At 72.3% G+C, this 12,737-nt stretch carries 9 protein-coding genes; 3 read left to right on the forward strand and 6 right to left on the reverse strand.

Annotated elements, in window-relative coordinates:
* Together PV350_RS08960 and PV350_RS08965 are read right to left on the reverse strand one after the other, a co-directional pair.
* Positions 1-1,138: AI-2E family transporter (locus PV350_RS08960; RefSeq protein ID WP_500333316.1), on the reverse strand; the 1,138-nt coding region annotated here is incomplete at its 3' end.
* Between the two features lie 135 nt (positions 1,139-1,273).
* Entirely contained in the window at positions 1,274-1,468 is a 195-nt protein-coding gene (locus tag PV350_RS08965; RefSeq protein ID WP_499514387.1) for a DUF3046 domain-containing protein, read from the reverse strand.
* Positions 1,469-1,807: 339 nt separating this feature from the next.
* On the opposite strand from PV350_RS08965, the gene PV350_RS08970 reads away from it, so the two are divergent.
* The 3 genes from PV350_RS08970 (at position 1,808) to PV350_RS08980 (ending at position 6,202) form a co-directional block, all read left to right on the forward strand.
* Positions 1,808-2,389, forward strand: a complete 582-nt coding sequence (locus tag PV350_RS08970; RefSeq protein WP_499514386.1) for a TMEM165/GDT1 family protein — start codon at positions 1,808-1,810, stop codon at positions 2,387-2,389.
* A 193-nt stretch (positions 2,390-2,582) separates the two neighbouring features.
* A complete protein-coding gene (locus PV350_RS08975) occupies positions 2,583-3,803 on the forward strand; it encodes a PP2C family protein-serine/threonine phosphatase (protein ID WP_499514385.1) in 1,221 nt (406 codons plus the stop codon).
* Positions 3,804-3,895: 92 nt separating this feature from the next.
* Complete coding sequence (locus PV350_RS08980) at positions 3,896-6,202, forward strand: SpoIIE family protein phosphatase (RefSeq protein WP_500333317.1); 2,307 nt, start codon at positions 3,896-3,898, stop codon at positions 6,200-6,202.
* Here PV350_RS08980 and PV350_RS08985 read toward each other — a convergent pair whose 3' ends face one another.
* The 4 genes from PV350_RS08985 to PV350_RS09000 all read right to left on the reverse strand — a co-directional run bounded on the left by PV350_RS08985 (position 6,203) and on the right by PV350_RS09000 (position 12,667).
* On the reverse strand, positions 6,203-6,814 hold the full coding sequence (locus tag PV350_RS08985) for an HdeD family acid-resistance protein (protein ID WP_500333318.1): 612 nt from the start codon (positions 6,812-6,814) through the stop codon (positions 6,203-6,205).
* Between the two features lie 61 nt (positions 6,815-6,875).
* Positions 6,876-7,295 carry an SHOCT domain-containing protein gene (locus PV350_RS08990; protein ID WP_500333319.1) on the reverse strand — a complete coding sequence of 140 codons (420 nt, stop codon included), beginning with the start codon at positions 7,293-7,295 and terminating at the stop codon, positions 6,876-6,878.
* A 94-nt stretch (positions 7,296-7,389) separates the two neighbouring features.
* Positions 7,390-9,867 carry an ATP-dependent Clp protease ATP-binding subunit gene (locus tag PV350_RS08995; RefSeq protein WP_499514381.1) on the reverse strand — a complete coding sequence of 826 codons (2,478 nt, stop codon included), beginning with the start codon at positions 9,865-9,867 and terminating at the stop codon, positions 7,390-7,392.
* Between the two features lie 145 nt (positions 9,868-10,012).
* A complete protein-coding gene (locus PV350_RS09000) occupies positions 10,013-12,667 on the reverse strand; it encodes a Pls/PosA family non-ribosomal peptide synthetase (RefSeq protein ID WP_500333320.1) in 2,655 nt (884 codons plus the stop codon).
* Positions 12,668-12,737: the final 70 nt, after the last annotated feature.

Consider the following 12,737-nt stretch of genomic DNA (forward strand, 5'->3'; position numbering starts at 1 on the left):
GCCCGTCGCCCTGCCCGTCGCCCTGCCCGTCGCCCGGCCCGCTCCCCCGGCCGGTCCGGCGCGGCCGCAACCGGAACAGCGGCCGCCGCTGCGGCCCGTGCGCCCGCGGGTCCGTGACGGCGTACCGCTTCACGTACGCCCCGAGGAAGCCCTGCAGCGTCGCCGTCGCCGGGATCGCCACCAGCGCGCCCACCGCCCCCAGCAGCGCCGTGCCGGCGATCACCGACCCGAAGGCCACCGCGGGGTGGATGTCGACGGTGCGCGCGGTGATCCGCGGCTGCAGCACGTAGTTCTCGAACTGCTGGTAGACCACGACGAAGCCGAGCACCCACACCGCGTCCCACGGGTCCTGCGTGAACGCGATCAGCATCGGCAGCGCCCCCGCCAGGTACGTGCCGACCGTCGGCACGAACTGCGAGACCACGCCGACCCAGACCGCCAGCGCCGGCGCGTACGGCACCCCGATGATCACGAACAGCACGTAGTGGGAGACGGCCGAGATCAGCGCCATCAGCGCCCGCGAGTACAGGTAGCCGCCGGTCTTGGCCACCGCGATCTCCCAGGCCCGCAGCACCTCGGCCTGCCGGGCGGGCGGCAGCACCGAGCACACGGCACGGCGTATCCGGGGCCCGTCGGCGGCGAAGTAGAAGGTGAACAGGCTGATCGTCAGCACCTGGAAGACCCCGCCGAGGACCGTCGCCGACAGCCCCCACACGTTGCCCGCCTGCCGCTGCACGTAGGTGCGCAGCCAGTCGGAGTGCAGCACGTTCTCCTGCACCTTGCCGACGGACAGGTCGGTGCCGAAGGTGTGGTTGACCCACACGACCACGTCGTCGACGTACTCCGGCAGATTGCGCCCGATCGAGGTGATCTGGTCCACCAGCAGGGAACCGAGCAGCACCACGAAGATCCCGCCCGCGGCGAGCACGACCAGGAACACCAGCCCGGTCGCCCACCCCCTGCGCATGCCGCGCGCGGCCATCCAGTCCACCGCCGGCTCGATCGCCAGGGCGCCGAAGAAGGCCAGCAGGATGTTCACCAGCAACCCGATGACCTGGTGGAACGCCCAGTTCGCCAGTTGGAAGGCGGCCAGCAGCGCGATCGCCAGCAGCATCGCCTTCGGCAGCCACCGCGGCATCGCGGAACCCCCCGCGCCCTCCCCGGCACCCGTTCCGTGTCCCGGGTCCCCGGGCTCCCCCGGCGTCCGCGGACCCGCGGCCGCCCCGGCTATCGTCTCGTCGCTTCCCGCCACGACCCCAGTCCCACCCCGTGATCAGCGGCGCGAGGCCGGAACGTCGACGGCCGCGCAGACCGCCCGCCACACGTCCTTGGTCTCCCAGCCCTCGTCCAGTGCCTGGTGCACGGTCCGGCCGCCGAGCTCGGACATCACGTGGTCGCGCGCGAAGGAATCGGCGTACGTCTCGCCGAAGTGCGTGCGCATCCGTTCCCAGAACACCGTCAGCTTCATGCGGCCAGTATCCCGCGCCGCCGACCGAACGGGCGGGCGTCGCACAAGGGCGCGCACGTCCGCCGCCGGGCCGGCGGGGACGATCCGTGCGTTGGGTACACTGGGCTGCAGCGAAGGGGAGTAGTCCCGCAATACCGGCTGGTCGACACACTGGACGTCCTGGACGTCCCGGCCACCGGGCCGCCGCACCGGGTGCGGGGGTGGACGAGACCTTCGGCCAAGGCAAGACGTGGTCCGCACCGCCGTGCGGGCCGCACCGTCGTGCCGGGCCGTTGGCGCTTCCCGTCGCCCCCTGGGTGCCGTCGAGTCCGCGGTCCGGCCCCAGCAGAAAGCACCGGAATGACCTTCGACCCCCTGGCGCTCGTCACCGCCTTCGGGCTGATCTTCCTCGCCGAGCTCCCGGACAAGACGATGTTCGCCTCACTGGCGATGGGCACACGCATGCGCCCGTTGTACGTCTGGTTCGGCACCTCGACCGCCTTCATCGTGCACGTGGCCATCGCGGTGGGCGCCGGCAGCCTGATCAGCATGCTGCCGAACATGGCCGTGAAGCTCGTCTCCGCCGCCCTGTTCGCCTTCGGCGCCGTGATGCTGCTGCGCAGCGGGGGCGACGACGACCACGACGAGGCCGGCAGGACCGTGACCGGTTTCTGGCCGGTGTACTCCACCGCCTTCATGGCCGTCTTCATCGGCGAGTGGGGCGACCTCACGCAGATCACCACCGCCAACCTCGCCGCCACCAACGGCTGGCTGCCCACGGCCGTCGGCTCGGCCGCGGCCCTGATGTCGGTTTCCGCCCTGGCCCTGGTGGTGGGCCGGTTCATCGCCAAGAAGGTGCCGCTGAAGACCGTCCAGCGCATCGGCGGCGCCTGCATGGCGGGTCTGGCCGTCTGGACCCTGGTCGAGGCGTTCACGGGCTGACGGTCCCCGGCCTCCGGGGAGGGCGCACCGCCGCCTTCCTTCCTCGCTCGGTCCACTTTTTCCGAATGCCGCCATTAAGTGGTGTTATGACCGGAGATGTTTGCCGGGCGTACATTCGGTGTATGGGAGCGCCAGCGGTGGAGGACGACCTTCGCGCCGCGGCCCCCGGCCCCGTCAGGGACCCGGAGCCGCGATGAAGGGCAGTCTCACGCACCGCCTGCGGCGGCTGCCCGGACGGCGGGCGGCCGCGCCGGGCTCAGGGCCCGGCCCCTCCTGGGTGACGCAGGTGACCCAGGGCCACGGGCCGCTCGCGCTGGCCCTGTTCATGATCGGCGCGATCATGGTCACCGGCTTCATACTGCCGCCCACCGAGCACCTGGCCTCGCTGATGGTGGTGGTCCCCGCCACCACGGCTGTGCTGGCGGGGCCGGGGACGACGACCCTGAGCGCCGCCCTGTCCTGCGTCGCCGCCTTCGTGCTGGACGTCCACGACAACCTGCTGGGCACCTCCATCCCCGCCGTCCACCAGCTGGAGATCCTCCTCGTCTCGGCCTTCGTCATCGCCTCCCGCAGCATCCGGGACCGCAGCGTCCGGGAGCTGATGGAGGTGCGGATCGTGTCCGACACCATCCAGCGCGTCCTGCTGCGCCCGCTGCCCCCGCGCATCGGGCCGTTGCTCGTGCGGGCGACGTACCACGCCTCCCATCCATACGCGCAGATCGGCGGGGACCTGTACGCGGTGGCCCGGAGCGCGGCGGGGGTCCGTTTCCTGATCGGGGACGTCAAGGGCAAGGGGCTGCCGGCGGTCGAGGACGCGGAGGCCCTGCTCGGGGCGTTCCGGGGGGCCGCGCGCAGGTTCGGCTCGCTCCCGGAGCTGGTGGCGGACCTGGAGCACGCGGTGCGCGGCCACTTCGAGGAGACCGGCCGCACCGACAGCGACGCCGTGGAACGGTTCATCACCGCGCTGGTCCTGGAGGTCCCCGACGGCTGCGCCGAGATCCACATGGTCACCTGCGGGCACCCCCCGCCCTACATGGCGCAGCGGTCCGACACCCTGCTGCTGTCCCCGGCCGTGCCCTCTCCCCCGCTCGGCCTGGGGAGCCTGAACGCCGAGGACTACGTCGTCGACACCTTTCCCTTCGGCCGTGAGGCGACGCTGCTGCTCTACACCGACGGCGCCATCGAGGCCCGCAACGACGACGGCCAGTTCTACGACCTGGGCGCCCACGTGGCCGACTGGCCGGGCTCCCGTCCGGAGGAACTGCTCCAGCACGTGCTCGACGGGCTCTCCCTGCATGTGGGCGGCGGGGCCATCAAGCTCGACGACGACATCGCCATGATCGCGGTGCAGTACCGCGACGGGTTCCCCTCGCCCTCCCCCGCACCGTCCGATGAGCGGCTCCTCACCTCCTGACACGGTCGCGGCGGCGGACCCTCCGCCGTGGGGAAACGCCAGGGTGCGGGGGCTGGTGGGGTGGGAGAGGGTGAGGTGGGAGGTGCGTGCGGATGGCGGGTAGCGGTGACGTGCTCCTGCTCGTCGACGAGGACGGGCGGGTGGCCGAGTGGCGGCCCAAGGCCGAGGAGGTGTTCGGCCTGCCCGCCGACCGGGCCGTGGGACGGCCCGTCGCCGACCTCGTCCGCGCGCCCGGATCCGCCCTCGGCCACAGCGAGCTGCTGGTCAGGCCGCTTCTGTGCGGTGCCTGCGTGATGTGGGAGGTGCGCGCGGGCGGCGACGCCCTCGGCGTGCGGGACATGGCGCTGCTGAAGGTGATGTTCTCGCAGGCCCCGGTGGGTCTGCACGTCCTCGACGACCAGTTGCGCCTGGTGCGGATGAACAGCGCGACGCGGGCGCTGCACGACGCCCAGCTGAGCCCGGGGCGGCACTTCGGCGAGGTGTTCCAGCTGGACGACCCGGTGACGGAGGAGGAGGTCGCCCGGCGGGTGCTGGAGACCGGGGAGCCGGTGGTGAACCGCCTGGTGCGCGGCGCACTGGGCCAGGGCCGGCCGCACCGGCGCATGTACCTCACGTCCGTCTTCCGTCTGGAGGGCCCGCACGGCGAGGTGCTGGGGCTGGTGGCCGCGGCCTCCGACGTCACCGAGCGGCAGACGAGCCGCCGGCGGATGGCCGTCCTGGACGCGGTGCGCGAGCGGGTGGGGCAGCGGCTGGACGTGGTCGCGGTCTGCGAGGAGCTCGCGGAGGCGGTGGTCCCGGCGTTCGCCGGGATCGTGGTGGTGGAGGTGGTGGAGGACGTCGTGCGCGGCGAGGTGCCGCCGCTGGTCCCCGTCGACCGCGACGTGCCGCTGCGCAGGGCCGCCTACCGCGGGAAGATCTCGGCGTACCCCGTGGGGGACGTCCGGCACCTGCCCTACGGCACCCCGTTCGCCCGCGTGCTGGCCGATCTGCAGCCGCGGCTCATCCCGGTGGACGAGAACAGCATGTGGCTGGCGGCGGACCCGGCGCGGGCCGACGCGATCCGCCGGCAGAACGTGCACTCCCTGATCGTGGCGCCGCTGGCGGTGCGCGGTGAGGCGCTGGGTCTGGTCAGCTTCTACCGGCACGACGGCGAGGACCTCTTCGACGAGGAGGACGTCAGGCTGGCGCTGGACGTGTGCACCCACGCGGCGCTGTGCATCGAGAACGCCCGGCGCTTCACCCGCGAGCGCACCATCGCCGCGACCGTGCAGCGCCGGCTGCTGCCGCAGCGGCCGGCGCCGCGGATCGCGCTGGAGACGTCCCACCTCCACCTGCCGGGCATGGAGGGCGGAGGGGCGTGGTTCGACGTGATCCCGCTGCCCGGGGCACGGACGGCCCTGGTCGCCGGTGACGTCAAGGGCCGGGGCGTCGAGGCCGCCACCACCATGGGGCAGTTGCGTACGGTGATCCACTCCCTGGCCGCGCTCGACCTGCAGCCCGAGGAACTGCTGGCCCGGCTGAGCGACACGGCGACCCGGCTGGCCGAGGAGCGGGCGGCGCTGCCCGCCGGGGACCCCCTGCACCGCGAGCCGCTGACCGCGGAGTGCGTCATCGCCGTCTACGACCCGCTCGACCTCACCTGCACGATCGCCCTCGCGGGCCACCCGCAGCCGATCGCCGTCTTCCCCGACGGCGCGATCGAGTCGCTGTCCGTCTCTGCCGGTCCGCTGCTGGCGGAGACGAGCAACACCCCCTTCTCCGCCACCACGGTCGCGCTCCCCGAGCACACCACCCTGCTGTTCGGCATCTCCCCGCTGACGGACCTGCTCCACCCCCGCTCCGGAACGCTGCACGGCCTGCTGGAGCGGTACGGACGGGGCCCGCTGCAGGAGCTGAGCGACGCCTTCGCGTACGCCATCAGGAACGGCAGCCAGCCCGGGGACCTGCTCATGCTGCTCGCCCGCACCCGGGGGTTCCCCGGCGACAGGGTGCTGACCTGCCCGCTGCCCAGTGACGCGGAGGCGGCGCCCATCGCGCGGTCGCTGGCGCGGCGCCGGCTGGCGCAGTGGGGGGTCGACGAGGAGACAGCCTTCACCACGGAGCTGATCGTCAGCGAACTGGTCGGCAACGCGGTGCGGTACGGGGCCCCGCCCCTGCAACTGCGGCTCGTGCTGGACGCCACGCTGACCTGCGAGGTCAGCGACGCGGGAGCCAGCGCGCCGCACTTGAAGCACGCCCGCACCCTGGACGAGAGCGGGCGCGGCCTGTTCATCATCTCCCGCTGCGCCGACCAGTGGGGCACCCGCTACCACGGCGAGGGCAAGACCATCTGGGCCGAGCAGTCCCTGCAGACCCCGGTCCCGCCCCTGCGGGCCGCCGCCGACGACGCGTGGCCCTGATCACGTGTGCGGAGGCGCGGACGCCGGCCGTTTCGCGAGGGAGCGCAGCGCGAGCGCCGCCGCCACCTCGGCCAGGCCGAGCAGGACGAGCCACAGCCCGACCAGCCGGGCCAGCGCGACCGCCGACTGCACGGGGAAGGCGAGCACGACGATCCCCGCGACGACGCCGAGCGCGGCCACGGCGAAGGCCATGCCCCTGTGCGGCATGTCCCGTCCCGCCACGGCGATGAAGCCCACGAGCAGGCCGGACACCAGCCAGTAGGCACCGAGGACGAGGGAGAGCACGGCGGCGGTCTGCAGCGGGTGCCGCAGGCACAGCACCCCCGCGAGCACGGCGACCACCGCGACGATCACCGCCGTCACCCTGCTGCCGCCGTCCCGGCGGGAGAACGCCGTGACGAAGTGGAAGACCCCCGTGACCAGCAGGTACAGGCCGATGACGACCGCCAGCACGTGCAGCGTCTCGTCCGGCCAGACGAGCACGATCACCCCCGCCACGAGCGTCGCGAGGCCGAAGCCGAGGGACCACCCCCAGGAGCCCCCCAGCTTGCCGAGCACCTCGTCGGGGTCGGCCGTCCCTTGCGGCGTGGCGTGTCCGTACGGTGCGTTCATGGTGTCTCCCGGCGGTGCCCGCGGCGGCGGACACCGCCGCGGGACGAAGGGCTGGGACGGCTCAGTGCAGGACCTTCTCCTTGAAGCGCTGGAACTCCTCCTCGGTCAGGTCGCCCCTCGCCTTGAGCTCCGAGAGCTTGGCGAGCGCGTCGACCCCGCCCGTCGCCGTGCCGGCGCCGCCCGCGGTCTCGCGGATGTAGTCGTCGAACGCCTTCTGGCGGGTGCGCGCCTGCTCCGCCTCGCGGTTGCCCATGCCCGAGCCGCGGAAGAGGAGGTAGGCGAGGATCCCGACGAAGGGGAGGACGAGCACGAAGAGCAGCCATGCCGCCTTGGCCCATCCGTTCATGGTGTCGTCGCGGAAGACGTCCATCACGACGCGGACGATGAGGAAGATCCAGATCACCCACAGGAAGATCCACATCATCGTCCAGAACGCGCCCAGGACCGGGTAGTCGTAGGCCAGGTACATGTGACCGGTCATTTCCGTCTCCTCCTGGCGCCCGCCCCGTGTGGTTCAGGGAAGGGCGCGGGCCCGTGGCGGATGCCCGCCCGTGAAGCCGCGCGGTGGGCCGGGGTCAACCGTCCGACGCCGCCGCCTCCTTGGCCGGCTCCCGCGGTTCGCCCTCCTTGAGGCCGAGGGACAGCTGCCCGTCCTTGACGTCGGCGACGACCGTGTCCCCGGGGTTGAGGGTGCCGTCGAGCAGCATGTTGGAGAGCCTGTTGTCGAGTTCGGTCTGGATGGTGCGGCGCAACGGCCGCGCCCCGAACTCCGGTTGGTAGCCCCGGTCGGCCAGCCACTCCTTGGCGGCCTGGGTGACCTCGAGGCCGACCTGCTGGGCGTGGAGCCTGCGGCGGCTGCGCTCCAGCAGGAGGTCGACGATCTGCACGAGGTCCGACCGGGTCAGCGCGTGGAAGACGATGATCTCGTCGATGCGGTTGAGGAACTCGGGCCGGAAGTGCGCCTGGAGCTCGGCCATCAGGTCGTCCCTGATGTCGTCGACGGCCCCTTCGTGGTCGAGGATGTGCTTGGAGGCGATGTTGCTGGTCATGATGACCACGGTGTTCCGGAAGTCCACCGTGCGGCCCTGGGCGTCGGTGAGGCGCCCGTCGTCCAGCACCTGCAGCAGCAGGTTGAAGACGTCCGGGTGGGCCTTCTCGACCTCGTCGAACAGCACGACGCTGTACGGCTTGCGGCGCACCGCCTCGGTGAGCTGCCCGGCCTCCTCGTACCCGACGTAGCCGGGCGGGGAGCCGACGAGCCGGGAGACGGTGTGCTTCTCCTGGAACTCGCTCATGTCGAAGCGGATCATGCGTTCGGGGTCGCCGAAGAGCAGCTCGGCGAGCGCCTTGGCGAGTTCCGTCTTGCCGACGCCGGTCGGTCCCAGGAAGAGGAAGCTGCCGGTGGGCCGGTCGGGGTCGCCCATGCCGGCGCGGCCGCGGCGCACGGCCTGGGCGACGGCGTCGACCGCCTCGTCCTGGCCGATCACCCGCCGGTGGAGGTCCTCCTCCAGCTTCATCAGCCGGTCGCGTTCGGTCTCGTTCAGCTGGGAGACGGGGATGCCGGTGCGCGCGGACAGCACTTCGGCGATGTCCTCGGCCGTGACGCCGGGGGGCTGTTCCCGTGCCGCGGTGACCGCGGCGCGTTCGTTCTCCAGCTCCCGGATCCGCTCCTTGAGACCGCCGGCGCGTTCGAAGTCCTCGGTGCTGACGGCCTCGTCCTTCTCGCGGCGGAGTTTCGTGAGGCGCTCCTCCAGCTCGTCGGACGGGCCCGGGCCGCCCAGGGAGCGCAGCCCCACGCGGGCGCCGGCCTGGTCCATGAGGTCGATCGCCTTGTCGGGCAGGAAGCGGTCGCTGACGTACCGGTCGGACAGGGCGGCCGCGGCGTCCAGTGCCTCGTCGGTGTAACGCACCTGGTGGTGCGCCTCGTAGGAGTCGCGCAGCCCGCGCAGGATCTCGACCGTCTCGTCGACGGAGGGCTCGGGGACCATCACGGGCTGGAAGCGGCGCTCCAGGGCGGCGTCCTTCTCGATGTACCTGCGGTACTCGTCGATGGTGGTGGCGCCGACCACGCTCAGGTCGCCGCGGGCCAGGGCGGGTTTGAGGATGTTCCCCGCGTCCATGGCGCCCTCGCCGCCCGCCCCGGCGCCGACGACGGTGTGGAGTTCGTCGATGAACAGGATGACGCTGCTCTTCGCCGCGGTGACCTCGTCGATCACCTTCTTCAGGCGCTCCTCGAACTCGCCCCGGTACTTGGAGCCGGCCACGAGTCCGGCCAGGTCGAGGCCGACCACCCTGCGGTCCCGGAGCGTCCTGGGCACCTCGCCGGCCACGACGCGCTGCGCGAGGCCCTCGACGATGGCGGTCTTGCCGACGCCGGGGTCGCCGATGAGCACGGGGTTGTTCTTCGTCCGCCGGGACAGCACCTCGACGGTCTGCTCGATCTCCTCGCCCCGGCCGATCACCGGGTCCAGCCGTCCGGCGCGCGCCTCCTCGGTGAGGTCCCGGCCGTACTCGTCCAGGGTCGGGGTGTCGGTCGGCGCGGACCGGGGGCCGCCGCCCTTGCCTGCGAGGGCCGTGGGATCGGCGCCCTCGGAGCGCATCTCGAGGCCGGAACGGGGGTCGTCCGCGAGCGCGGCGAGGATGTGCTCCGGGCCGATGTAGGAGGCGCCGGAGGCCTGGGAGCGCGCGTGGGCGGCGAGCAGGGCGCGTTTCGCGGCCGGGGTCAGCGCGGGCTCCCCGCTGCCGGTGCCCGAGGGCAGGATCGCGCCCACGTCCTCGGCCAGCCGGTCGGGGTCCACACCCGCCTGCTCCAGCAGCTGCCTGCCCGCCGGTACGCGGGTGGCCGCCCACAGCAGGTGCTCGGTGTCCAGGTCGGCGCCGTCGGCGGCCGCCCGGCTCGCGGCGGCCGCCAGCAGTTCGTTCGAGGAGTCGCTGAGCAGGCGCCCGATGGGGACGCGCTGGACCGCGGGCGGCGATGCCGCGGGACTCATCCCGAAGAAGCGGTTGAAGAGGTCGGAGAACGGGTCGCCGGACCCGAAGGGGGAAGTCGTCACCTTGCCCACCCGTCCGGCGGGCCCACAACGGCTGAGTGGCGCCCGCCGTAGTCGATTTGCCCGTACTCCACCAGTGTTGGCCCGATCGGACGCGCGTGCCACCGGGGGTCCCGGCCGGTCACCGGACGCGGCGCGGCGCCGCCGCTCAGCCGGTCCGGGCGGCGGTCGCGGCGTCGCGGTGCGCCGGGGGCACCGGCAGCACGTCCGGCATCTCCCGGGCGGGGTTGCCGGCCCAGTGGGCCCCCGGCGGCATCTCCTCGCCCTTCATCAGGAAGGCGTCGGGCGCGAGGACCGCCTCGTCGCCCATCGTCACCCCGTAGTGCACGAGGGCGCCGACGCCGAGCGTGCAGCCGGCCCCGAGGGCGCTGTGGTCGGACTTGAAGGTGCCGTCCTCCTGGGAGTGGCACTGGATGCGGCTGCCCTCGTTGAGGACGCACTCGTCCCCGACGGCGACCAGGGAACGCTCCGGGAAGTAGCAGCCGTCGTCGAAGACCCGCCGGCCCACCCGGACGCCGAGCCAGCGCCAGATGACGCTCTTGAAGGGGGTGCCGTTGAAGAACATGATCGCCTCGCTCACGCTCGTGACCTTCCAGTACCGCTCGTGCCGCCAGAAGGGACGTTCGTAGATCGAGCAGTACAGCGGCCGCAGCCCCCGGAAGCCGGTGGCGATGCGTTCGGACAGCACCATGTCGGCGACCGTGAAGGCGAGCGTGAGGATGTTGGCGAGCGCGATCACCGACACCCCGAGCGCGTCGTAGAGGTCCGCGGCCACCGACACCACGAGCGCCACCCAGAAGAAGAACACCCACCGCGCGAGCAGGTGCAGCGCCATGGTGGAGACGTTGTGCTTGTTCTTGGCCGCCAGGCGCCGCCGGAAGGTCTCGCCGTCCTTGAGGTGGTCGAACTTGCTGTCGCGCAGGACGGACCGCGGGATCTCGAAACTGGGCGAGCCCAGCAGGCCGACGCCCTCCCGCACCTTCCCGTCCACCGGGACCATGACCTTGGTCGCCAGGAGGCAGTTGTCCCCCGTCCTGCCCTGCGACGGGTAGGCGACGTAGTTGCCGACGAAGTTGTGCGGCCCGATGGTGACGCGGGAGACGCAGAAGGACGAGCTGGAGAAGTCGGCGTTGATGATCGACAGTCCGTCGGCCACCATCGTCCCCCGGCCGACGGCGCTGAGGAACGGGTTGTCCTGCTTCATGATCGTGCCGAAGTTCGACCCGGTCTGCTCCACGTGGGAGAGCCGGTAGCCCAGGCCGCCGAGGTAGTGGACGATGGCCGAGCTGTCGCCGAACAGCGTCTTGAAGAAACGCCGGTTGGTCAGGAAGCCGATGGTCCGGTGCATCCCGTACCGGAAGCCGAACAGGGGGTAGACCGTGTCCGGCCGGACGGCGCGGTTCAGCACGCGCGGGACCGTCACCGTGAACAGCAGGCCGAGCACCACCGCGCCGAAGAACAGGGCGACGGAGGTGACCAGGGCGTCGGAGTAGAACGACCAGGTCGTCAGCGCCCTGGGGTCCGGCTCCAGGAGCGAGGCGAACTGCGGCACGGCGGCGAACAGCAGCACCGAGCCGGCGACGGCCAGCGGTACGTAGACCAGGACCGCTCCCAGCAGTTGCGACAGGGAGTAGCCCGCCCTGCGCGCGGTGCCGCAGCGGGCGGGGCCGACGGCCCGGTAGTCGACCTCGGCGGGCTGGGCGGGGGACCCGTGCCAGTGCTCGCCGTCGGGGACGCGCTGGCCGGCGTGGAGCGAGGAGGCGTGCCCGAGCTGGGTGCCGTCGCCCATGACCGTGTCGATGTCGATCACCGTCACCTCGCCGACCAGCACGTCCCTGCCGAGCGTGACGGGGCCGGTCCGGATCACCCCGGACTCGGCGCGGTAACAGGAGAAGAACACGTCCTTGCGGATCACCGTGTCCTCACCGATGGTGAGCAGGTCGGTGCAGACCGGCACGCGCCGCGACAGGACGGTGACCCGGCGCCCGATCTTCGCGCCGAGTGCCCGCAGGTAGAGCGTGTACAGCGGCGACCCGTGGAAGAACACCAGCGGATCCGACCGGATGAGGGTCTTGACGCACCAGAAGCGCAGGTAGGACAGGCTCCAGATGCGGATCTGCCGGGGCCGCCACCGGCCGACGAGCACCCACTTGGCGACGATCGGGAGCACGCACACCGCGACGAAGGTCATGCTGCCGAAGGTGATCGCCCGCAGGTAGGTGTCGACCAGGCCCGAGGCCCCGGCGATCCAGTCCACGCCCTTGGTGAGGACGAGCGCGGCCCCGAAGGAGTACGCCACGAAGAAGGCGAGCTGCAGCGTCGCGCACAGCACGTAGTGGGGGGTGCCGGAGGGCGGCCCCACCGCCGGCCGTGGCACCGCGGCGCGCGACGGGTCGGCGCCGGTGTACCCGTTCACGCCGGGCGCGCCAAGCGCGCCGTCCGCGGAGGGGGCGCGTACGGAGCCGGAGGGGGCGGGCGCCGTGGCGGAGGCGGCCGGTGCGGCCTCCTCGAGGGCCGCCGCCAGGCTGCGGACGGTGGGGTTGCGGTAGATCTCCTTCATCGACACCGACGGCGCGTCCGGCCGTTTCCTCAGCCGTGCGCAGAAGTGGGCCATCACCAGGGAGTCGGCGCCCAGGTCCTCGAAGAAGTGGCTGTCGACGCGGACCTGCTCGACGTGGACGACGCCGGCCAGGGTCTCCGCGAGGATCCTTTCCGTGCCGGTCCGCGGACCGGCACGATCGCCCCCGGCGGCTGAAGCGTCATCCTGATCGCGCCGACTGGCTTCGGCTGATTTGTCCACCATGTGATCCCCTGAGGGTCTACGACCATCCGCGTCCCAGCGGCCCGCTGCCACGAGGGGTCGTGGGCGCCTG

Origin of the sequence: Streptomyces sp. PA03-6a (genome assembly GCF_033792765.1) — a bacterium.
Classification (GTDB): Bacteria; Actinomycetota; Actinomycetes; order Streptomycetales; family Streptomycetaceae; genus Actinacidiphila.